Origin of the sequence: Vibrio sp. V15_P4S5T153 (assembly GCF_963874485.1) — a bacterium.
Taxonomy (GTDB): domain Bacteria; phylum Pseudomonadota; class Gammaproteobacteria; order Enterobacterales; family Vibrionaceae; genus Vibrio; species Vibrio anguillarum.
Window position 1 is genome coordinate 47,583 of sequence record NZ_CAWNHR010000023.1, and the last position, 22,554, is coordinate 70,136.

A 22,554-nucleotide genomic window follows, 5' to 3' on the forward strand; every position below is an offset into this window, starting at 1 on the left:
GGTTAGGTCTCAGGAAACGCAGTCGGGAAAATGTTTGACCATTGTCGTTGAAAACTATATCTGTTTTTGTGTGGCTACCTGTCGTTTGTTTTATGCTTAGTATCGCCATTGACATCTCACTTTTTCAGATACTTTATTTGTCATTTAACTTGTAAGTGACTTGGATTCGAGATGGATGCTCTTGCATCGATTTTTTACAGTTCAGTGCCTAGGTTTTGATTGTTATCTGACACTTGTTTCTTCTGACGGGCAGGAGTTGTCTACGGAGCGATTTTTTTGTTGTCTGTCTGGTTAGTATTATTAGTACTTCCATCCAATCCTATCCTATCCACTTACTCAAATCGCATAACTAAAAATAACGACACAGACCTATCTATGAACCTAAACACAGGAGTAGATAGGAAATGAAAGTACGCTCTAGAAAAAACCAAAACCTGAAACTGACTACTAAGAAAACATTTAGAGGTCATCCTATTCAGACGGCTCATGGTGCGCTCTGTATTCAGTATCTAGATAAAATTTATGACACCATTGGGCAGGCTATGGATGACTATCCCCGAACAATGGCATTACGAGTTGATTTGCGATTCCCCAAGCTTAGAAATGGACAAGAGAAACGTCGAGCAATCACTGATTTTGTCCGTTCGCTACAGTCACAGATCGAATATGACGGTCGAAGAAAGGAAAGGCATGGACAACGAGTTCATCCTTGTAAAGTGAGGTATGTATGGGTAAGGGAGCGTTGTTCTTCACTGAATGACCACTACCACCTAGTACTCATGTTCAACAAAGATCGTTTTAACTGGTTAGGGAAGGCGAGAAACCAACGAGAAAACTTACTCTCTATGGTCATAGATGCATGGGCGAAAGTCACAGGTGTTGACTACGATGAAGCTAATGGTTTGGTTTACGTATCTAAAGACCGTTCAGGGACTCCAGTAATTCATCGTCTAGATTCCAACTCACGGTCTTTTGAACAGCAGTTTGATAGCCTATTCGAACATGTAAGCTATCTAGCAAAAGAAAACACTAAGCACTTCGGTGATCATCAAAGAAACTTTGGTACAAGCCGTAAGTAGCATAAAAATTACTATAGTTACACTTCCTGTGGTTTGTTGTTGATCCCACAGGAACGTACCATCATTAAAAAATACAGCGCGAGTAATGCCTATGTCATTCACACACAAAAGGCATTACTCATGGCGAATAGAACCCACCTCCCAAGTATTACCCTTGATAGAACTTTTGAAGATTACCCTCTGTATTACAGCGACAAGGGGTTGTACGAGTCAGCACTGACTTCGATGGTTGATGTCTTTGAACAGGCTCTCAGTCAGTTTGAAGTCGCTCTCGTTACACGTTTTGACTTATATCTGCCTAAAGATCATCAAGATGCAAAGTTTTGCATCCTGAACGATTACTTTGAAATCCTGAAAGAGAAGCTGAACGCCGATTCGTTGCACTACGTGTGGCGTAAGCGAGAGGATAACCGTTCGCACCAATATCGAGTGGTTTTGTTTACTGATTATAAGCAGAATTTTGGTGATGGCATTTACATGGAGAAAAGTAATGAAATTGTGGGGCATCTGAAAACAGCTTGGGGAGAAGCGATTAAAAAGCACTACCAAGGTAATGAGCGCTCAATGGTCCAACTGAATGATCGAGGGAACTATAGCCTGGGTACACGCTGTAAGAGCACTGACACTAACATAAAGAACAGCGCCTTTAAACGTATGAGCAACCTTGCTGAAGCATGGAAAGAAGAGCGTTACTTCTTTGGCTCTAGTGCAGATTAGACCGACTGCATTTTTTTACAGTGGTGGCTTATCACATGGGTATATACAAAGCAGGAGACGATTCCCAGTGAAAATGAGATTTCTAAGACTTAAAGACGTGATGTCACTAACAGGGCTAGGCCGTTCAACTATCTATAAGTTCATGGCAGATGAAACCGATTTTCCGCAGAGTGTACCACTCGGTGGACGTGCCGTGGCTTGGGTAGAAAGTGAAATCGAAGAATGGATGGAGCAACGTCTAGCACTGCGAGACGGCCAAGAATCCTTTCAGTAATACAAACATCAGATAAACCATCAACGGGGCGCTGGCTAAACAAAGTCATGCGCCCTTTTTCAATTAGAGAGAGATAATAAATGAGTTATTCAATATACGTAGACGGCGCAGCCCCAAACAACCAACACGGATGCAAACGAGGTTTGTATTGCTGAATATTGCCCCTTTCAAAGAGGCAATATTATCTTAACTATCTATTAGGCAGGATCTTTCAAATGTGGTTTATCAGCTATAACAAATGGCTTGAATTCAGTATGGGTAATTCGTGTCTTGTCTAACTTATCTTTTGCCGTCCTTTGAGTGTTGTCTCTTAGGTACTTTCTGTTGTACTCGGACTTTGATTTACCTACTAGACCTAAGTGATAGTCCATTTCATGGTCTTGACTAAAGTTTACTTATTCCCAATCGTTCATTAGAGCAACCTCTTTTTAGTATATGCAACATTGCTAATTTAGAGTGAAGATTCTAGGAAGGAAGTTCAATACTGTCGTTGAGGTTTTGATAGGTAGGGCGATATTTGTACAGTTTGTGAGGAGTGTATCCATCTCAAACTGTGACCTTTTCTTTTGTTTGGTAAAAATCCGCAATGAGCTTTATTTTCTTAATGATTAAGTCATTATCAATAGGTCTGGTTCCGGTGGGTGAAAATCACAATGTCTGCAATTGGTAGACCTAACTTATGGTTATAAATCCTGCAACTCCCACTGGTTAGGTAGAATACGCCCATTGAAAATAGCGGATGGATTTGATTGTGGGTTATCGAGTGGTACGGTTAACCGAACTGATGGCATATGAGTTTGGTCAGGTTGAAGGTGACATTGGTCGGCTGGACGAAAGAGCGTTAGGCTCAGCACTTCCTCAGGGGATGAGTTATTCCAGTTTTATGGAGAAGCTGAAAAATGGTGAGTTAGCACTATTGACGGATTCACCTTCGAAGCCTGTGATGCTCCGAGATAGTATGAGCAAATCGTGGAGCTTGTCGGCTGAAGGGCAAGAGGCGTTATCGCCAGAAGCGAAAAGTGCCTACCTTTCAAGAACGAAAATGTCTGGTGGTGCTGCGGGCAGTGCTGCGCCCACTCAAAGCGCCGCTGGTTATGCGCCTAACATTGAAGAGACCTATGTTCCTGAGCCCGTAAAACCTGATACCTTAGATGCACCACCAAAACTGCAATACGAATATTGCTTTGAAGTGGCTTGTTCGGATGAGACGTTTAGAAAAAGCGTGGGGTATGCGTTTGAATTGGCGAAAACCAAACAAGAAGCCCTGATTGGCCGCTGGCAGACGGAGGCGACCGAGCACGGTACAAAATATACCGCTCATACCGCCTTTGATGAACCGAAAAAATTAGTAGCTAAAGTGGCTTCCAATGCTTTGGGAATTAGTGTTCCCAACAATGTGCAGGTAAAGCCTATAGGCTCCGGTGTAGTACGAGAGGCATTTATCCCTGTTGTACCTTCAGTGCAGCTTGGTGAGCGTTTGGGGCTACCAACAGAAGGCTACTACTACCATTTCTACAATGGACGCTTAGTTCAAGAGTACAAGCTGCTAGGAAATGGCAAGTGGGCATTCTACGCAACACGTTCTACTCACGAGCAGCTTAATGATGAGCAAGGCTACAACGTCTATCAAAGTGCCATTCTGGTCTACTGGAAGCTCGAAGGTAAAGACGCCGACAACCAACATCTGATTTATCTTGAACAGCCAATTACCCGAGAGGAGCTCGACGGCCTCAATGATGACTGGTTGGCGCAACATGGTATTAAGCTCGATATCAACGAGTTGCTTGCGGCGCCCAAGCAACCTGTCACAGAAAGACAGACTACTCAACCTGCGGAAACGGAGAAAGCTGAGAGTAAACCAGAAACGCATACTGTTGGGACGGATTCTAAAACCAACCAACGAGAATCATGGGGAGCCATTGCAGGGCAATATGGTTTGTCGGCGAAACAGTTACTTGATTTGAACCCGCAGTATGATGCTGACCCGATGAAATTGAAGGTTGGTGACCAATTATTAGTAAGTAACAAGGCCGAGATTGAACAACAGACCGATTTAAAGTATGGGAAACCAAGTGTTGAAGTGAAGGAGTACAACAAGCCCTCAAACTCAATTTATGACTATTCAAGTTCTTACATCAAAGGCTCCACATTTAAGTCGGTGAATTCTGAAGGTGTTGTTCACGATGATCTCACCATTGCTAACTTAAAAGAGGTTGAAGAGCAAATAGAGTTCCAACTTGGCTTTGCGAGGATTGAAGAGTCTCAGTCCCTTAGTGATTATTGGGAACAAGCGCTAAGTGGTGTCTCTTCTGTAACGAAATCTCTGATCCAAGAACATAACCAACATCTGAATGATCCCCTTATTCTTGGAGAAATGGTTATCTTCCTAACCAAGGAGCCGTTTTCAGAAGAGGATAAGGCCAAGCTAAAGTCATTAAAAGATAATTCGATGCTAGCGAGTGAAGAATTGGGCAAGTTGAGCTCCGACCAAATCGAGTTGCATCAAGCTTACTTTGAAGTAATAGAAAATAAGCTGGTGGAGTATTGGAATACGGGTAAGCCGTCGGACTCATTCGCATACATGGGAGCAGCAGTTGGAACAATAGCGCCAGCAATGCAGAAAAATCTGGAAAATGTATCGTCATCACTTAAAAAGATGGATCGTCTATACCTCGATCTCCTAGCTAAAAAAATCGACCGATCAAGCTTTGTTCGACAGAGGCAAGGTTTGAAGAAAATCCTCGATAGGCAGTTGGATAAACTTACGCAGCGTACTCTGAAGATACCAGTCGACCAAGGCTTAAAGACAAGTTTGGGCATAGACTCTACTAAGTCACTCATTCACAATGCTGATGAAATATTAAAGGCAGGTTCGGTTCCCGAGCTGGGAGCCCGTGTAGCCAATACCGCTAAGTGGATAACTTATGCGGAGAAAGCAGGAAAACTATCGTTAGGCCTTGGAGTTGCAAGCGGCGTATACAATGTTACTCAAAACTGTGAGTCGTTAGCATCATGTACTCGTCAAGCTGCAATTGAAACTGGTGGTGTTGCTGGTGGATGGGCTGGAGGGATGTTAGGCGCTGGTATTGCTGGTCTTTTGGTTGTTGGTCTATCTATAAGTGCTGCACCAGTCGTGATGTTGCTTTATGCAGGGGGAGCCCTGACTGGTGGGTTCATTGGAGCTGGCGCTGGCAAAGAGCTTTTTGAAGAAAAATATGACCTGTTGGGCTTAGATAGTTATCTTGATTCAGTAGAAAAGGAATTGGAAAAAGGTATCCCAGTGGAAGTGGAAAACTATATTAATTCAAATAGATATAGTGACTTTGATATGCCAAAAGTATTTTAAGAGCACAGTATGGAAGACTTTTTTACCCTCATTCACAAGTTGGCTAACCTATGGGTTTTTATCTGGGTATTGCCATTTATGTTTTATTCTTATCGCTACTGCTTCGGTGATCGGCGATATATTGACGAGCTGATAGCAAACTTATCTAAAGAACCAGAGCAGTTTAAGGAAAAGTGGTATCTGAATACTTCAGGCCTAGGGGCAGGAGGGTTGTTTGTGATGTATGCACTTTTCTATCCTTTAGTCCGTTATAGGGCAAAAAAGAGAACCTTGAAATTTGATTTTTTTATGTGGGCTAACTTTGTTTTTTTGATAAGTTTTCTCATTTGATCCTTTTGTACGCCATCGTTGAAGAAATGGAGCAGTTTCCTTCGACTTGTTCATGTGGTTAAACTGGTTGTTTTTTATGACCGTGCTTTACCTCTTTATTTTTGTATAAAGGATTAATATCGCAATCATTTTGGGTAGAGTTAAGTCGCTTTTTAACAGATAACATATACCTTTAAACCAGTGCATTGAGACAAAAAAGAATGGGGAGCGTGATTGCTCCCCATTGTCGTTTTTTACTGCTGATGTTGGTGTCAACCTCCCCTAAACTAGCTACATACCATTTTAGAGTTCTTCGATTTAGACTATTACCCAAGGTATACATTTGATTCTAAAAGTTAAAATTTCAACGTCGTTATATTGCTATTTGCAAATCAATCAGTTATTGCTGAACGTGATTCATCAAACATTAATAGGTTGAAAAGTGACCAGTTCGATGAACTGAATCACATCTATTTGTTCAGCACTTTGATCCGAAAACTTTTGTCTGCAATTTTGATAGCTGAAACGATTCAGCTTGAATGTCAGAAAAATTATTTAGAGGATCAAACTATGAAAATAAAACCACTTATTGCAGCTCTTACTTTGGTTGCACCGCTTTATGCTACAGCAGCAGAATTTACCCTAACTGATACCGCAACGAATACTTATGTTGAAAATTGGGAAATTACGAACCAAAAGCTTGGTTTTGGAAATATCCCTTTTAGCATAGAAAAAGTGCGCTTACATGGCGGTAAGCAAGAAGGCGTTGACATTATTGTCATAAAGAATGGTGAGCTGGAAGTGACCTTAGTTCCAACCAGAGGTATGGGGATTTTTGACGTTAAAAAAGATGGCAAACGAGTGTTAGGCTGGGACTCGCCAGTAAAAGAAATTGTTAATCCAGCCTACATTGATTTGGAAAGTCGTAACGGACTCGGTTGGTTGGATGGCTTCAACGAAATGATGGTGCGTTGTGGTTATGAATGGACGGGGCATCCTGGGGTAGATGACAATGGTCAACTACTTAGCTTGCATGGTCGGGTTCAAAATACGCCAAGTTCGTCAATTAAAGTCATTGTTGACGATGAGGCTCCGCATACTATTACTGTTGAAGGTGAAGTGTCGGAAAGAACGTTTAAAAAAGCAGATCTAGTAACAAAAACATCGTTTTCTATTACTCCGGGAGAAAACAGCTTCTCGCTCAATGATACTTTGACCAACAAATCTGATTACGACGATGAATACCAAATTATTTATCACTCTAACTTTGGCAGCCCAATATTAGAGAAAGGTGCAAAAGTGTATGCCGCTGCCAGTGAAATTTCTCCCTTTAATAGCTATGCAGATAAAGGTTTGAAAGATTGGCAAACTTACCTAGGCCCAACTAAAGGGTATGATGAGATGGTTTACAATCTAAAACCTGTCGCAGATAAGAGAGGAAACACATTAGCTGTGTTACATAACAAGGCGGGCAACCTAGGTGTATCAATGCAATACAATACCAGCCAATTGCCAGTTCTGACGATTTGGAAAAACACAGATACTTTACAGCAAGGTTATGTTACGGGAATTGAACCTGGTACCAGTTACGCCTACAACACCAAGTTCCAACGTCCTCTGGGCCTAGTCCCGACGATTCATGCAGGAGAAAGCAAACATTTTGATCTAACGTATACGGTATTGTCTTCTTCAGCAGAAGTGGATAGTGCGGTTAAAGATGTGAATAAACTTCTGAATGGTAAAAAAGTGCAGCAAGTGCATGAGCCAATCGTCGATCTAAGTAAAGTTCAGTAATCCATAGTGCTTCCATTGATGCAGAGGGGAAATCGTATCCCCTCTGCTATTTTAGCTAATTAGAAATTCATAATTCCCCGTGGTACTAACGTTAATGCCCAGAAATGTTTTAGATGGGAAGCTTAGGTACAGAAGCAAAAAAAAGAATGGGGAGCGTGATTGCTCCCCATTGTCGTTTTTACCCCTGCTGGTGGCGTTACTTTTCTTTGACTGCTTCACAGCCTTCAGGAACGGTGATGGTCGCTACGTCTTTGCCTGCCTGTTGCGCTGCTTTCACATCCATTTTGTATTGAGTGCATTTGCCCACACTGGCGTTGACTGCACCCGAATCTGTGGATGGGTTGCCGCCCAGTGTTCCACCAGCAAAGGCGGAAGAGGCAAAGAAAACTAACGCTGTAGTGATAAGTAGAGATGACTTTTTCATGGTTGATCCTTACGAGTTGGTTGAGTGTGTTATTTGGGAATTGAAAGTTAGAAGGTGTAGACAAAGGTGCCCGCGCTGGAGGTGACTTCGATTTCTTTCACGCTGTCCACGGTGCAGTTGTTGCTGTATCCGGTGTAGGTTTGGCCGAACTGCAATGAAACGTTTCTTGATAGCTCTGAGGCTGTGCCTGCGGGTAATCGGCAGTTGCCACGGTTAATCACTACATTGCTGATTACGGTGTTGTCAGTGATAGCTTGCAGGTCAAAGACCAATGTTCCCCAGTGCGAGTTAGTCGATATCGACACTTCAATATCAGCCGTTGCTGCTTGAGTCTCTTCTTGGTCGCCACAAGCGGTGAGTCCGATAAACAGCACGCTCATAGCGGCGTATCGGAGTGGGGTGTTGATTAATATCATAACGGTGCTCTCCTTATCGGTGAGTAAAATTCAGGCGTACTGATTTCATCGTGTTCACGCATGAACTGCTCAATATTGAAATCAGTCGGATAGGTAAAAGAAAACGTCGATACACTGGCCTCATCAATCAAAGGCAAGGCTAGGGTGCGTATCGTGTGTTGGCCGGATAATCGAAAGAGCAGCAAGAGCGCGTCACACTGAACCGAGAGTCCCAGTGGCTCAATGAGCGCCTTCTCTTGCTGCAATACTTGGCTAGAGATCTTGAGCATACGGTTGTGCAGTAATGCCGTGTGTACCGCATTCAACATGTGCCGTTGCTCGTCACTCCACTCGCGAATAGTGGGCAATTCTACATGTACTTTGGCTAACCATGCTTGCTCTTTTGAATGTACTGAACCCTTTTGTGGCAAGGGTTTGTCTCTCTCCGAGGAGGACCCTTGCCCATAATTCAGTGCATCAGGAACAAGCGGCAGTAAGTACCTGTTGGTCAATTGCCAATAGAGCATTTCCTGCTTGTTGAGCTTCCACAATTGCTCTGAGGTTTTCCGATAGACATGAGGCATGCTCATCGAATCACATTCCACATTAAACACCTCCACAATGACTTCATCGAGGTAACGTTTAATGCTGCGAGTGGTGCGGTGGATATCGAGTAGGGCTAACTGCTGCTGCAATTCCCTAACGGTGATCCATCGATGTTGAGGAATAAGCATCAGCGTGTGCAGCAAAGCGGATAACCCTTCAATGCTGGTTTTATTGCTCATGACTACGCTCTCAATACATCAAAGCTCCACACCGGAGTCGGACATTTAATGTCGGGAGAATAGAGGTGGGTCAGACACATAATGTCCAACGGTGAAAACAGCATCAATCGGCATCACCAAAGCGTGAGCCGATTAACATTAACGAGGCTTATACTTATCACTGAGCTCGGCAATCGCTGCCAATAACCCAATTAATAGCACCACCAGAAAACCTAAAGTGGATAGGGCTCCAATGGCACCGAAGAACGGGGAAAGTGAAAACAGCGTGATGAGGGCAGTGACAAGTTTGATGGTTTGTAGAAGAAGAGAAGTCATGAGTTATTGCGGGGTGACGGCTATCTCGTTGTAAGCGTCCATATCGACATAGGTAAGAAAGTTATTCTCCCATAGGCGATACTGCTCTTTGGCATCACGGCTACCCTGCATTGGTAGCCAGCCACGATAAGCAACAAAGAACTGCCCAACCCGAAAATCAAAATCCAAGTTGCGCTCTAGCTCTGGATAGTAGTTACCTATATAAGCAAAGTCGGTGATGTATTCGATGCTCCATTCTCCTGTTGAGGTTTGGCAAATCCCCATCTCAACCGGATGGAAGCCGCCTTCCTCCGCGCTGTAACTTTTATCGCGAAAGTTGAACACCAGATAACGGCTGGTGGTCAGTGCTTCATTAGTCAGTAAATGAGCGGTGAACTGTTCACTTAGCAGCTTATGCAGTTTCTTGGACACAGGTAGTGATGATGCTGTGAAGGTTAATTTGGACATAGTGAGTCCTCCTTGTTTCAGGATTCAAATAAGAAATGAGAGAGTGAGAATTTAGTGGAACGTACCGACCATTGTCAGTTGCACATCATCAAAGACGTTTCTGGAAAGGTGACGGGCAAAGGCTTTCATCCAGACCGAGAGTAGCTCTTGTACCTCTGGATGGGATAAATCAGTGCTCCCCACATCGGGTTGATAGCACCAGCGGTTAGCAAGGTGAAAGTACAACTCAGGCTCAACAGTTGTGCTGCTGTCATCGGGATAAGAGAAGCTGGCAAAGAACACCACCAGCCAAGGGCTTGAGGCTGACTCACGTTTAAGCTGTACCTCTATCGGATGCAAACCTTGTCGATGTCGGTAGTAACTCATTTGGCGGCAGTTCAACACGAGTCGTTCAGCGTTCTCTGGGAGAGTGTATCTATTCAGAAGTGCTTCTAGTGACTGATGTAAAGTATCATCAATAGAAAGATCACCGTAATGTTGCCCAATCATAACCACCCCCTTTCAGCAAATGAGGTGCAGGTATCGCCTGTCACGATATGGTCGAGCACTCGCACATCCACCAGCGCTAAAGCGTCTTTGAGTCTTTCGGTTATGCGTCTATCGGCTTGAGACGGTGTTGAGTCACCGGATGGATGGTTATGGGCAAATATCACCGCTGCGGCATTCACTTCTAACACCGCTTTCACCACTTCTCGCGGGTAGACGCTGGCCGCATCCACCGTTCCTTGAAACAGCTCTTTAAACTCAATAAGTCGGTTTTGGTTATCCAGTAACAATAAGGCAAACACTTCACGCTCATAGCTGCCTAGCTTACAGCGAACGTACTCTTTGGTGGCATCAGGGTTAGTTAGGGCATCTCCACGTACGTAGCGGTTAGCCAGTATTTCAGCCGCATGCTCTAGGATTTCATTTTCCTGATAGCGTTGCTGCTTTTGGTAATCGGAAGTTTTGGGATTCATTTCAGGCTCCTGTCGGAATCAATGATGGGTATTCACATTGATGACATATGCCTGAAGATTTTTGGGTTGAGGTCGGTGATTGTTGTGTGAATCATTTTACACTGGGTAAGGTACTGGAACTGGAAACACTAGATAAAAGTAGGATTCGTGTGAGTCTGAACACTTTAATCTTTATGGATGAAAGCTACCATTTCATGTACAATTTGAACGCTTATACACCAATTTATGACCGAATTTTCATGGCTAGTTCTACTCAAATTAAAGCATTGATGCAATCGCATATAGACAAAGATGACGACAGATTTTTATCTGTCGCGCTTCAGGTTGCGGCGCACGAAGCTAGAAATGGACATGATAAGCTCGCACAAGAGCTTAAGTTATTAGTTGAAAAAGCAAAGAAAAATAGCGCAAAAAATTTACCGGTGTCCATTGCAAGCAGTGTGAAGGATTCTTCTGGCTTATTAACAACAAGTCATCCAACACTTAGGTTTTCAGACTTGATCGTTAATCCCGCAGTGAAAGAAAGACTGGAAAGATTGGTTAGAGAGCAGAAACACTTGATTACGCTAAAAAATCATGGTCTTTCCCCTCGCCGCAAGTTACTGCTAGCTGGTAAACCGGGCACAGGGAAGACGTTCACTGCTTCCGTTCTTGCTGGTGAGCTCAATTTTCCTTTGTTTGAAGTGCGTCTAGATGCAGTTATCACTAAGTATTTAGGTGAGTCGTCAGCTAAATTACGGCAGATTTTTGATACGATTCGAGAAGTCAGAGGAGTTTACTTTTTTGATGAGTTTGATGCTCTGGGTTCACATCGTGGTTCTAATAACGATGTCGGTGAAGCGAGACGTATTTTAAATAGTTTTTTACAAATGATAGAGCAAGATAGCTCTAACAGTGTCATCGTCTGTGCGACTAACCATTTAGAAGCCCTTGATCACGCTTTGTTTAGGCGCTTTGATGATGTAATTAAATACCAACTACCTTCTGAAGATGAAATTGTCCAGTTGTTTAAAAGTCGCTTAAAGCCATATGTTGCTAAAAACTTCTCTTGGAAGAAACTTCCTTCTATGTCTGAAGGCCTGAGCAATGCAGAAATTACTTTGGCTGCCAATGATGCAATCAAAGAAATGCTTATTCATGACCATAATTTCATTACGATTAGTATGCTTCAGCAAGCAGTAGAAGATAGGAAAAGCATCAGCCAACACTTTATGGAGTAAGAAGGAACTTTAATGGCTCGAAACGAATTCAATAAACCTCACTTCTTTTTTAATTCTTCAGCTAGCCCTCACGAGTTTACATCACCTGCTAGAGGTGGTGGATCTCCAGTTGAAATCCCCGCAAAAGATAGATCAATCCATAGTGCCAAGTTAAGGCATGATATTCAAAATGTAGCAAATGACTTTGCTGACCTTAAGACAAGCATACCGTCTTCAGAAATGAATATGGGGATTGGCATCCAGGTTGAATTCGAAAGCTTCCCAGATGTAATGATGGCTGTAGAGAGCTTAGCAAATGATCCTCAAGGTATTGTGTTACACAATGTTAAAACTGTTGAACATGAAGGGCAGACAACGACAATAGCAACTGCTTTTGTGCCTGAAGGGAAACTGAGCTTCTATCAGAAAAAACTCAATGAATATGAAGAGCGCAGGATACTTTCCAATGGTAATTCAGGTGATCACCAAAAACTCATTGATTCGATAAAGAGTATTAAACGAGCGGCTTTTTCTGCTATTTGGGCAGACGATGAAAGTCTTCTTCCTGAAAATAAAGAAGAAAATATTTGGTGGGAAGTTTGGTTAGCCACGCCAAGAAAGAGCCGGCAGACACACAACCATTATCAAGAAATTTTATCTGATTTTAAGCGATTAGCTACTATCGCTGATATGCGAGTATCTGAGCATAAACTACGGTTTCCAGAGCATACAGTCGTTCAAGTATTTACTAGCCAAAAGAAATTGGAAGAAAGTGCTTCACTACTTTTCAGAGTGGCAGAGATTCGCTTTCCTAAGGTTACCGCTGAATTTTTTGATGCGATGCATAATCATGAACAAAAGGAATGGACTGACGAACTTTTGCAGCGTCTAAAACACTCTTACTCTGATAGTTCTCCCTACGTATGTATTATTGATTCTGGAGTAAACGTTCAGCATCCATTACTTGCTCCTTTTTCAGATTTATCTGATCAAAGAACGATTACCGATGATAACGATCCAACCGATATTCTTGGCCATGGAACAGAGATGGCTGGGCTGGCAATGTGGGGAGATTTGACTGAAAAACTCGGTTCCTTGAATGAGGAGGTTGTTGGGTACAGACTTGAATCGATTAAAACCATGAGGTTTAATGGTGACAATGCAGGTAAGTCGCTGGGCATAGTAACAACGAACGCTGTGTCTGAAATGGAGATATATAAACCCGAACGCTCCCGCATATTTTCTATGTCTCTTTCTTCAGGTAAAGGAACGGATAGGGGGAGACCGTCTTCTTGGTCTAGTGCTATGGATATGCTGGCGGTAGATTATTCAGGAGAGGGAATGACGCCTCGTTTATTCACTGTTTGTGCTGGTAACACAAGAATCAATGGTAGCGCAGAATACCCCGATCTTAACTACTTGAGTGATGTTCATGATCCAGCACAAGCATGGAATGTTTTAACTGTTGGGGCTTTCACTGAGAAGGATAGTTTATCTCAGTCGAGTGATTTAATGCCTCTAGCTCCACGTGGAAGTTTGTCTCCATACTCGACAACATCTTTATTGTGGGACAGAAGTAATGCTCCTTTCAAACCAGAAGTTGTATTTGAAGGGGGTAATATTGCTCGAGATGAAGATGGTTTTTGCGGCAATGAACCTGACTTGCACCTGTTAACAACCAACAATGATTATTCGCAGAGACATTTTAGAACATCACATGCAACAAGTGCTGCAACAGCATTAGCTGCAAGATTCTCTGCACAGGTTAAGTCCCACTACAGTGATATCTGGCCTGAAACGGTAAGAGCTTTAGCTGTGCACTCTGCTGATTGGACTGATGCAATGTATGCACTTATTTCTGTAAAACGTGGAGATGATGGCATCAAAAAATCAGATATGGTTAAGTTGATTAGAAAAGTAGGCTATGGTGTACCTAATTTGGAAAAAGCTCTTAACAGTGCTGACAATTCACTTTCAATGGTGATTCAGGATGAGTTACAACCTTTTATTAAGCCTCGTTCAGGTGATACCAAAACCAAAGATATGCACTTACACGATTTACCTTGGCCGAAAGGTGAATTGCTAAAAATAGGTGAAGCAAACGTAGAATTAACGATAACTCTTTCCTACTTTATCGAGCCTAATCCTTCAAGTCGCAACGTACTAAATAAATACAATTATGCTAGTCATCAACTTAGATTTGATGTTAAGCATCATGGTGAGTCAGATGCGCAATTTATGCGAAGAATAAATGCTAAGGCTGATGGAGATAAGCCAGATGCTCTTGAAGATGGTAATTGGCTCATCGGAAAGCAGCAGCGCCATAAGGGTTCTATCCACAAAGATATTTGGCGCGGTAGTGCGGCTGATTTAGCTGCTAGAGGGAAAATTGCTATTTATCCAGCAAATGGTTGGTGGAAAACACGAAAAGCACATGAGCGGTATAACTCTAAAGCTAGATATGCTTTAGTCGTATCGCTCTCTGTTCCAGAAGTTGATGTTGATTTATATAGTGAAGTGAAGACGATAATTGAAAATGAAGTGAGAGTACAAGCGACCGTCGAGATCGCTAATTGATGATTTATTTAACACGCCTTCGGGCGTGTTTTTATGTCTGAGGTAAGGCAAAACAAATGACCGACACATTTCCATTTAGTATACCCTTAATGGACGCTATCAGACATGATTATGAGCGTTTTCGATTTGATACTCACCGGTATGACCACAAAGGTCTATTTACTGATGGTAAGGGGTTATATGCCGTTATATCGGATGTAGAAGGTAATGAATCACTGCTTGATGAACTAAGTGAACACTATCGTAAGTACCATACTGCTGGTATACCAACGGGCAAGATAGTTAGTAAAGTTACACAAGCGTTTCGTTTGATAGAATCGCGCAGCAGGTTAGAAAAGTCGCTCACACATGGGCAGCCTATGACGATGGATGAAACCATCAACTTGTTCGTGCTACACATTCCTAAGAAATATCATCCATTTCATGTGGACTTTTTATTTAACACCAACCAATTTAACCTGACTTTCAAATCGAAGATAACGATCAGTGAACAAGAAGAGATTCAGCTAATTTGTGAGGCTCTAGGCTATCAAGGCTATGACTTTGTTTTTAAATTTGATCCTACCATCTCCCATTTTCCAGGAAAGGTCGAGTACAAATCTAATACTCACAATAACCTACTACTCACAGCTAGTGGATTAATGCAAAAGCAGTTCTCCAAGCCTTTGCTCACAAGGTATGAGGAGGATGAAGATTTTTGGGTTCAAAATCGACAGTCGGTATTCAGTGGCGATGATACAGACCAAAAAGCTCCGTTCCTTTTGCCTAAATTTGTTGAAAATAAGTCACGTTGCTTCGTGGATGCGTCTGTTTTTCCGCGTCAGAACTTGAGGGTTTACTTAACTCTGTACGAACAGGTCATCATTGCATTGCCATTGGATAAGGGGGCAGAGTACTTCTATGAAATGTTTAAGCTGGGTCAATATGAGTTTCAAGAGCTGGTCGCACGCGGTCGATTACTGTTTGTAGCGCCACAGAATATTCACCGTTATTCTCAGGAGTTACTGGCGGATATCCTTATGGTTGCACCAGACTCGATAATTTTCTCAAGGCGGCTTGCTGCCTCAACTATTCGAGGCATACAGAATAAGTCAGGGATAATTGGAACCACTTTCTCAAGTGATGAGCAATATCAATTCCTTCATCAATGTTCCCTTATTGAAAATGCGTCTATACAAAACCTTGCGCAAGTGCTTTCAGAGCAATGGCAATATGGTGAATACATGGTCAATAAAGAGGGGGCTGTATCAACGCATAGGCTGGGTGTCTCCATGATTGCGGCCAAAGGTTTTGAACGCAGAGGGCGGGATATTCATCTTGAATTGTCAACAGCGGCGATGGCGTATGAATACGCACAAGGACTTAGGGCTCATCATTTTCCTTTTGATGGTGAGCAATATTCAGAAGTCGCAGCCTGCAAGGTGATCACTGGTTTTTACAATGGCGTTCGCTCTCACTCGCAGAAGATTCAAGAATCTGAGTTAGGTACATTGCTTAATGAAATATTTGCTATTGATAACGATATGGACATTCTTGAGCTCGACTCAGCGTTGTCTAATAGCCTAATGCGCTCGTTACCCAATATCGTTAATCAGTTTGCAGGTATGGATGAAGGTGAGCGGTTTCATAAGCTGAGAGCGCTCAAGGAAGAAGTGGCTAAAATTGAAAAAAATAAAGAACGAATGTCGCGATTAAACATATCAGGATTCCCTTCTGTCGCTGCTGGAGCTGGAATGGAGATGGCAGGAATCAAGGGGGGCGCCATCGTTGCACTTGGTGGTTGGCTCCTCAATGCCCTCAACGTATATGCAGATGAATTGGATCTTACGAACAGCCCAATATATACCAAACTCTCAAGCTTAAACCACTTCACTAGCCATGATGCTGTAATTGTACAGCGTGTAAGAGGTTCTATCTCAAGGCGGTAATATTTGGCTGTTAGTCAAAGGGGCTATTAAGGTAACGCCCTTTTCTTGTGATGGCTTGGAGTTAGACTTTTATTGCCCCGTACCCCAAGCCGTACCCAGAACGATTTTTGCCACAATTAAAAGTCGTTTAAACCCTTATTTAATAATCTCTAGCAGCACACCTGCTTCCATGTGGTGGGTGTAAGGGAATTGGTCGAATAGAGCGAAACGAGTCACTTTGTGTGTTTCACATAGAGTGTCTAAATTCTCTTTTAAGGTTTCTGGGTTGCAGGAGATATACACAATCCGCTCGTAGCCTTGCACCATTTTGCAGGTATCGATATCCATACCCGAGCGCGGTGGGTCAACAAAAATGGTGTTGCAACGATAGCTTTTGAGATCAACTCCCGCTTGTTGTAAACGACGAAACTCACGTTGACCTTCCATCGCTTGAGTAAACTCTTCGGCAGACATGCGGATGATTTGCACATTGTCTATTTTATTCGCCGCAATGTTGTATTGCGCGGAATCAACAGAAGGTTTGGCTAATTCGGTTGCGAGCACTCGCTCGAAATTTTTCGCCAATGCCAGTGAAAAGTTACCATTCCCACAGTAGAGCTCTAATAAATCGCCTTGGCTCTCTTGCGTACAGTCAACGGCCCATTCCAACATTTTTTGTGCGACAGTACCGTTTGGCTGAGTAAAGCTGTTTTCCACTTGTTGATAAATATAACTTTGACCATGTACGTTCAGCTTCTCAATCACAAAATCTCGATCGAGCACGACTTTCATTTTACGTGCACGGCCAATCAAATTGAGGTTGAATCCCTCATCATTGAGACGCTGTTTTAATGCTTTTGCTTGGGTTATCCATTCTTCATCGAGTTGGCGATGATAAAGCAGAGAAACCAGTACTTCACCACTAAGAGTGGAGAGAAAATCGACTTGGAAAAGTTTACGACGCAGTGAGTCGCTGCCTTTAAGTGCATCGACCAAAAGTGGCATCAAATCATTAATTAAACGACTGGCCGCAGGAAACTGGTCAACGCGGTATTTTTCACGCGTTTCTTGGTTGAACATGATGTAATAAAGCTCATCACCTTCGTGCCAAACTCGAAATTCTGCACGCATACGGTAATGCTGCTCTGGTGATTCAAACACTTCCAACTGAGGCATGTTGTATTGTGCGAACATTTGGGTCAGACGCTCGGTCTTTTCCGCCAACTGTTGCTGGTAGTGTTGTGGGTTTACATCAAGAGTCGCCATGGTATTACCTTTGCTTGGGTATGGTGCATTCAAATAATAAAGAGCGCAGATTTTATTCAATCCCTCGCGCTTGTCCAGTTTTGTCCTGAATTAGTCATTAATTGCGAGCTAACAAAAATAGCTGACACCAATCAGTACTAGACAAATTATCAATAGAGCCATAGTATCGCCCTCAGCTGGTGCTATCTAGCGGTATAGATGGCCGAAAAGGGAATCTGGTGTGAATCCAGAACTGACGCGCAGCGGTAAGAGAGAACGAACACCCAATATGACACTGCAGGAAAATGCTGTGGGAAGTCGGGTTAGTAGGTCAAGAGCTCTCAAGTCCGAATACCTGCCAGCAGCCAAATCTATGCCATCTTTTGGTTGATTTGGTAGGACTTACGCGAATTAGGATCACAATATGAATAAATCCCTTTTAGCGGCGGCTGTAGCATCGCTGCTTCCGTATGCCTCATTTTCTTCTTATGCTCAAAACACTGAAGAGTCGCTCGTGGTGACGGCTAACCGTTTCGAGCAAATCGAATCCTCAGTTCTTTCTTCAGTAACCGTTGTGTCACGTGAAGAGATCGAACAGTATCAAGCCAACTCATTAACCGAAGTATTACGCCGAGTCCCCGGCGTGGAAATCGCCCAAAATGGTGGGCGAGGACACAATGCGTCTATTTTTATGCGCGGAACGAACAGTGATCATGTGTTGGTATTGGTGGATGGTATTCGTATCAATTCATCTGCAGGTGGTGTGGCGATTAATCGTTTTCCGATTGGTTTAGTGGAACGCCTAGAGGTTATTCGTGGTCCGAGTGCGTCAGTTTATGGTTCTGATGCGATTGGCGGTGTGATCAATATTATCACTCGCTCTCACCGAGGCGATGATGCTAAACAATTAGCGCTGGGCATTGGCAGCCTTGCGTCTAAAAAAGCCGATATAGTGGCTAAAGCGGATGTGAACGAACAAGGGCATATCCAAGTAGCGGCAGGTTTTGAACAAACCGATGGCTATGATATTAAAAAGACGGGAAACGGTACCCAATATGGTTTTGATAGCCAAAACCTGATAGCTGGTTATGAGCATCAATTAAGTAAGCATTGGCTTGGCTATGTTTCTGCAAGCTGGTTTGACAGTGATGCTCAATATGACTCTTATGGTTCGGTTAAACAGGGTTACTCACAAAATGAAAGCGTTACTGGCCAACTGAATTATCACAATGAACAGTTAAAAAGCTTGGTCAGTTTGAACTACCAGCAAACTGAGAACTTAGATTATTCACTGGCGGAAGGTCGGGCAAATGCCAGCACTAAGGCCAATATCAGTCTTACGCAGCTGCAGTGGGCCAATCTCTACCAACTGACATCAACATCGGAAATCGGTGCAGGTATTGATGCTCGCCGTGAACGCCTTGCCGATGACGCGAAAAATCGTGGCAGTGCTCATAAATTAGCTGGTGAAAGCCGAGATACCAAAGGTGCGTTCGCTTCTGGTCGGTTATATGTCAATCGCTGGGTGTTGGAATCCAATATTCGCTATGACGAATACGATCAATATGACAATTATACAACTTGGTCTGTGGCGGCTGGGTATCAACTTAACGAAGCTCATTTTGTGCGCGCTACTTACGGTACTGCTTTTAAGGCACCAACGTATTCAGATTTAAGCACTACTCCAGACTTACAACCGGAAGAGTCAAAAAATGTAGAGCTCGGCATCTCGGGTGTCTATTCGTTTGCAAGATGGAATCTGTCTGCTTATGACAACAAAGTGGATAACCTCATCATTTGGTATAAACCAGCCTCTTCTTCAGATGACTGGTATTCAGACAACACTGATGCTCGGATTAAAGGCTTAGAGTTTGATGTGAACTTTGATACTGGGCCTGTTAACCATACGGTTGTGGCTGAGTTTAAAGATCACAAAGATGATAACGATGTCCAACTGGCACGTCGTGCAAAGCAAAATTATAAATGGATCAGCTCAATGAATCTCGGTAAGTTTGAGTTTAACGCTACCTATACTTACACAGGCAAACGGCTTGATCTTCCAACAGCATCGCCCATGAGTGACGACTACATTTCCGCAACCAACTTATGGGATATGTCGGTTGGCTACTGGATGAATGATGATCTGATTGTTCGCAGTCGAATCGATAACGTATTTAACGAGCAGTATGAAACGGCGATTGGTTACAAAGCGCCAGAGCGAGCTTATTACCTCAACGTTGCTTATCAATTCTAATTTTTGAAACCGCCAGTGGGCGGTTTTTACTTTGCGAGTGTGATGATGAAAAAGAACGTTATTGTCAGTTGGTCTAGTGGAAAAGATTCAACCCTCACTTTAGAGCGATTACTGGAAGATAGCCGTTATTGTGTGGTGGGCATTTTTACCACTTATGTTGAAGATGAAGTGCCCTTTCAAGCCACCCCTTTGTATGTAATTGAGCTACAAGCACGACTTTTAAAATTACCCGTTGTCAAAATAGAGCTGCCTGCCGTATTTCCAAGTAACGAGCTTTATCAATCGACCATCATCAGCGCATTAAAACAAAGTGGATTAGAGATAGACGCCGTTGCTTTTGGCGATATGTTCTGTAACGGTATTGCGCAGTATCGCAAAAGCTATATTGAACCGGCTGGCTGGGAGTGTGTGTTGCCCTTGTTAGGCGAAGATAGTAGCGCTCTTGCGCGAGAGATCATAAATCGCGGCATCCAAACCATGGTGATGACGACAGATGGCCAGAGCCTCACGCCAGACTATTGTGGACAACCTTATGGACGAGCGTTTATTGATTCTTTACCAGCAAAGGTTGACCCGTGTGGCGAAAATGGCGAGTTTCATACACTGGTCACCGACGCGCCCTGTTTTTTGGGTGGAACACTGGAGTTAGAGTTGACGCATCTCCAACTGGGGGAACGTTTTTGTCACCAAAGATACCGAGCAAGAGCATTGCCAATTGATAAAGAGCGAGTATGATCGGAACGTTTTCATTATAAGGTGCTCAGAGTGTCGCAACCGTCTCAGCTTAATGTGCTTATCTTTGACTCTGGTGTTGGTGGGTTATCGGTTTATCAAGAGGTCCAAGCCAAACTACCACAATTAAACTACATCTATCTGTTTGACAATGAAGCTTATCCTTATGGAGAGCTCAATCAAGAGGTGTTAATTAAGCGTGTGGTTAGGTTGGTAAGCGATGTCGTGGTGAAAGAGCGCATTGATTTGGTCGTTATTGCTTGTAATACCGCAAGCACCATCGTCTTACCCAAGCTGCGTTCTTGTCTTGCTGTACCAGTTGTGGGGGTTGTCCCTGCGATTAAACCTGCCTCATCACTGGCAAATAAAGCCGTGGGACTCATTGCTACCCCAGCGACTATCACTCGTCAATACACTCACGATTTGATTCGAGATTTCTCATCGGACAAGAATGTTGAATTGCTAGGGTCAACACGCTTAGTAGATATGGCAGAAGAAAAATTGAGGGGCAAAGCTGTCGATCTTGCAGAATTAAAAGAGATTCTTAGCCCTTTGGTGAACCGTATTGATGTGGCGGTCCTTGGCTGTACACACTTCCCATTAATAAAAGAAGAGATCCAAGCCGTATTAGGGAAGAGTGTCGTGCTGGTGGATTCCGGAGAAGCTATTGCTCGTCGTGTGCAAGAGCTATTGGGCGTTAAAAGCGAGCCACAATGCAAAATCAAACAACACAAGATATTATCAAGCGCACCTCCTTGGGAAGAAAGCGCGCTCAATAGCCGATTAGCTCACTTAGGTTTTACTCCTGTTCAAACATATCGTCATCAGGATGTTTAGGATCATTCGCCACACGTACTTTCAATGTACGCTGCATATAGTCTTTCTCATTCAAAGCTGAAATAGCACCATCTACATTTGCAGAAGCCATCACAACAAAGCCAAATCCACGCCTTTTGCCTGTCCGCTTATCTTTCATCAAACGTACGGCAAAGACTTCTCCATATTTGGCAAAAAGTTCACGAACATGAGCTTCATTCGCTTTGTATGGCAAGTTACCGACATACAGTGTTTTCGTTGAGAGTTTTGACTCCTCATCATCGGTTAGCGTTTTGCTGCCAAAAAATTTAAAAACAAGAGCGGAAGAGACAACACCAAGAACAAAAGTAATTGCGGGAGAAAGCGCGACCAGAGAAAAAAGGATTGCGCCTATTATTGCAAGAGATGCAACCAGTAAAATCGATTTATTAGAGTTCATATTGGAATACTACATATCAAGTAAAAGAAGAAGGATGTCTAGGATTAACAAAATAGACACATCAATCTTACGTTTATGCTTGGTGTTTTTCCAACCAATTGCTGTGATAACCTTCAAATGTTGAAGTTTTATTCAATAAAACGCGACATTGGTGGCTTTTTAAGCGAATGAAAGGTGATTTTAAAAAAGAACTTGTCACATTGTAAAACCTCCCTATAATGCCGCCTCACTGACACGGAGTGAGGCAAGCCTCACAAACGAGTTACTAGTTGAAAGAGAAAGATAGTTAAAAATAACTCTTGACTCTTAAAAGCTAAAGCGTATTATTCGCACCCCTAGCGACACGGACTTAACGGTCTTGTTCGACAGGAACGCTCTTTAACAATATAAACCTATCAATCTGTGTGGGCACTCGTTGATGATAATCAAAAAAGATTTATCAATGAACTGAGTGACCAATCAGAATCAAGTTTACTTGATTTTGGCACAGTCAATTCATTGTTGTTCTGTTGGAACAACAATAGCTTTAAAATTACTTTTT

General features: G+C 42.9%; 22 protein-coding genes and 1 riboswitch. Of the genes, 12 read left to right on the forward strand and 10 right to left on the reverse strand.

Going from position 1 to position 22,554, the window contains the following annotated elements; genetic code table 11:
• Positions 1-404 precede the first annotated feature (404 nt).
• The 3 genes from AACT42_RS24380 to AACT42_RS24390 all read left to right on the forward strand — a co-directional run bounded on the left by AACT42_RS24380 (position 405) and on the right by AACT42_RS24390 (position 2,070).
• Complete coding sequence (locus AACT42_RS24380) at positions 405-1,079, forward strand: inovirus Gp2 family protein (RefSeq protein WP_094134163.1); 675 nt, start codon at positions 405-407, stop codon at positions 1,077-1,079.
• A gap of 120 nt (positions 1,080-1,199) precedes the next feature.
• Positions 1,200-1,796, forward strand: coding sequence for a YagK/YfjJ domain-containing protein (locus AACT42_RS24385; protein ID WP_094134162.1), 597 nt, complete (start codon positions 1,200-1,202; stop codon positions 1,794-1,796).
• A gap of 73 nt (positions 1,797-1,869) precedes the next feature.
• Positions 1,870-2,070: an AlpA family transcriptional regulator gene (locus AACT42_RS24390; RefSeq protein WP_094134161.1), complete on the forward strand. Its 201-nt coding sequence runs from the start codon at positions 1,870-1,872 to the stop codon at positions 2,068-2,070.
• Between the two features lie 197 nt (positions 2,071-2,267).
• On the opposite strand, the gene AACT42_RS24395 is transcribed toward AACT42_RS24390, so the two are convergent.
• Positions 2,268-2,441: a hypothetical protein gene (locus AACT42_RS24395; protein ID WP_254918665.1), complete on the reverse strand. Its 174-nt coding sequence runs from the start codon at positions 2,439-2,441 to the stop codon at positions 2,268-2,270.
• Between the two features lie 368 nt (positions 2,442-2,809).
• Between AACT42_RS24395 and AACT42_RS24400 the strand changes: the two genes are divergently transcribed.
• The 3 genes from AACT42_RS24400 to AACT42_RS24410 all read left to right on the forward strand — a co-directional run bounded on the left by AACT42_RS24400 (position 2,810) and on the right by AACT42_RS24410 (position 7,519).
• Positions 2,810-5,416 carry a LysM peptidoglycan-binding domain-containing protein gene (locus AACT42_RS24400; RefSeq protein WP_094134160.1) on the forward strand — a complete coding sequence of 869 codons (2,607 nt, stop codon included), beginning with the start codon at positions 2,810-2,812 and terminating at the stop codon, positions 5,414-5,416.
• A gap of 9 nt (positions 5,417-5,425) precedes the next feature.
• Complete coding sequence (locus tag AACT42_RS24405) at positions 5,426-5,746, forward strand: hypothetical protein (protein WP_094134159.1); 321 nt, start codon at positions 5,426-5,428, stop codon at positions 5,744-5,746.
• A gap of 549 nt (positions 5,747-6,295) precedes the next feature.
• Positions 6,296-7,519 carry an aldose 1-epimerase family protein gene (locus tag AACT42_RS24410; protein ID WP_094134173.1) on the forward strand — a complete coding sequence of 408 codons (1,224 nt, stop codon included), beginning with the start codon at positions 6,296-6,298 and terminating at the stop codon, positions 7,517-7,519.
• Between the two features lie 196 nt (positions 7,520-7,715).
• On the opposite strand, the gene AACT42_RS24415 is transcribed toward AACT42_RS24410, so the two are convergent.
• From AACT42_RS24415 to radC, 7 genes are all read right to left on the reverse strand, one after another.
• Complete coding sequence (locus AACT42_RS24415; protein ID WP_094134158.1) at positions 7,716-7,943, reverse strand: hypothetical protein; 228 nt, start codon at positions 7,941-7,943, stop codon at positions 7,716-7,718.
• A 47-nt stretch (positions 7,944-7,990) separates the two neighbouring features.
• Positions 7,991-8,359 carry a hypothetical protein gene (locus AACT42_RS24420; protein WP_094134157.1) on the reverse strand — a complete coding sequence of 123 codons (369 nt, stop codon included), beginning with the start codon at positions 8,357-8,359 and terminating at the stop codon, positions 7,991-7,993.
• A complete protein-coding gene (locus AACT42_RS24425; RefSeq protein ID WP_094134156.1) occupies positions 8,356-9,123 on the reverse strand; it encodes a WYL domain-containing protein in 768 nt (255 codons plus the stop codon). Before AACT42_RS24425 ends, AACT42_RS24420 begins: the two co-directional genes overlap by 4 nt.
• A 138-nt stretch (positions 9,124-9,261) precedes the next feature.
• Entirely contained in the window at positions 9,262-9,438 is a 177-nt protein-coding gene (locus tag AACT42_RS24430; RefSeq protein ID WP_094134155.1) for a hypothetical protein, read from the reverse strand.
• A 3-nt stretch (positions 9,439-9,441) separates the two neighbouring features.
• A complete protein-coding gene (locus tag AACT42_RS24435; protein ID WP_094134154.1) occupies positions 9,442-9,885 on the reverse strand; it encodes a DUF2787 domain-containing protein in 444 nt (147 codons plus the stop codon).
• A gap of 51 nt (positions 9,886-9,936) precedes the next feature.
• The gene (locus AACT42_RS24440) at positions 9,937-10,374 is read right to left on the reverse strand and encodes a DUF2787 domain-containing protein (RefSeq protein WP_161441830.1); all 438 of its coding nucleotides are present in this window, start codon (positions 10,372-10,374) and stop codon (positions 9,937-9,939) included.
• Positions 10,371-10,844 (reverse strand): RadC family protein, encoded by a 474-nt coding sequence (gene radC, locus AACT42_RS24445; RefSeq protein ID WP_001068470.1) that lies wholly within the window; start codon positions 10,842-10,844, stop codon positions 10,371-10,373. The genes AACT42_RS24440 and radC overlap by 4 nt, the downstream gene beginning before the upstream one ends.
• A 47-nt stretch (positions 10,845-10,891) precedes the next feature.
• Here radC and AACT42_RS24450 point away from each other — a divergent pair, with 47 nt between their 5' ends.
• Genes AACT42_RS24450 through AACT42_RS24460 form a run of 3 tightly spaced genes read left to right on the forward strand, consistent with a single transcriptional unit; the run spans position 10,892 to position 16,548 of the window.
• Positions 10,892-12,064 (forward strand): AAA family ATPase, encoded by a 1,173-nt coding sequence (locus AACT42_RS24450; RefSeq protein WP_001113665.1) that lies wholly within the window; start codon positions 10,892-10,894, stop codon positions 12,062-12,064.
• A gap of 12 nt (positions 12,065-12,076) precedes the next feature.
• Positions 12,077-14,620 (forward strand): S8 family peptidase, encoded by a 2,544-nt coding sequence (locus AACT42_RS24455; RefSeq protein WP_094134152.1) that lies wholly within the window; start codon positions 12,077-12,079, stop codon positions 14,618-14,620.
• 56 nt (positions 14,621-14,676) lie between these two features.
• Complete coding sequence (locus AACT42_RS24460; RefSeq protein ID WP_094134151.1) at positions 14,677-16,548, forward strand: hypothetical protein; 1,872 nt, start codon at positions 14,677-14,679, stop codon at positions 16,546-16,548.
• Positions 16,549-16,683: 135 nt separating this feature from the next.
• Here the strand turns inward: AACT42_RS24460 and trmA are convergent, their stop codons facing one another.
• Positions 16,684-17,793: a tRNA (uridine(54)-C5)-methyltransferase TrmA gene (trmA, locus tag AACT42_RS24465; protein WP_094123894.1), complete on the reverse strand. Its 1,110-nt coding sequence runs from the start codon at positions 17,791-17,793 to the stop codon at positions 16,684-16,686.
• A gap of 160 nt (positions 17,794-17,953) precedes the next feature.
• A riboswitch (cobalamin riboswitch) is annotated at positions 17,954-18,149 on the forward strand.
• Positions 18,150-18,196: 47 nt separating this feature from the next.
• Between trmA and AACT42_RS24470 the strand changes: the two genes are divergently transcribed.
• Genes AACT42_RS24470 through murI form a run of 3 tightly spaced genes read left to right on the forward strand, consistent with a single transcriptional unit; the run spans position 18,197 to position 21,595 of the window.
• Positions 18,197-20,026: a TonB-dependent receptor domain-containing protein gene (locus AACT42_RS24470; protein WP_013855458.1), complete on the forward strand. Its 1,830-nt coding sequence runs from the start codon at positions 18,197-18,199 to the stop codon at positions 20,024-20,026.
• A gap of 45 nt (positions 20,027-20,071) precedes the next feature.
• Complete coding sequence (locus AACT42_RS24475) at positions 20,072-20,761, forward strand: ATPase (RefSeq protein ID WP_443085141.1); 690 nt, start codon at positions 20,072-20,074, stop codon at positions 20,759-20,761.
• A gap of 30 nt (positions 20,762-20,791) precedes the next feature.
• A complete protein-coding gene (gene murI / locus AACT42_RS24480; protein ID WP_026028593.1) occupies positions 20,792-21,595 on the forward strand; it encodes a glutamate racemase in 804 nt (267 codons plus the stop codon).
• Here murI and AACT42_RS24485 read toward each other — a convergent pair.
• A complete protein-coding gene (locus AACT42_RS24485; protein ID WP_017044858.1) occupies positions 21,558-22,013 on the reverse strand; it encodes an RNA recognition motif domain-containing protein in 456 nt (151 codons plus the stop codon). The two genes, murI and AACT42_RS24485, sit on opposite strands and share 38 nt — an antisense overlap.
• Between the last annotated feature and the right edge of the window lie 541 nt (positions 22,014-22,554).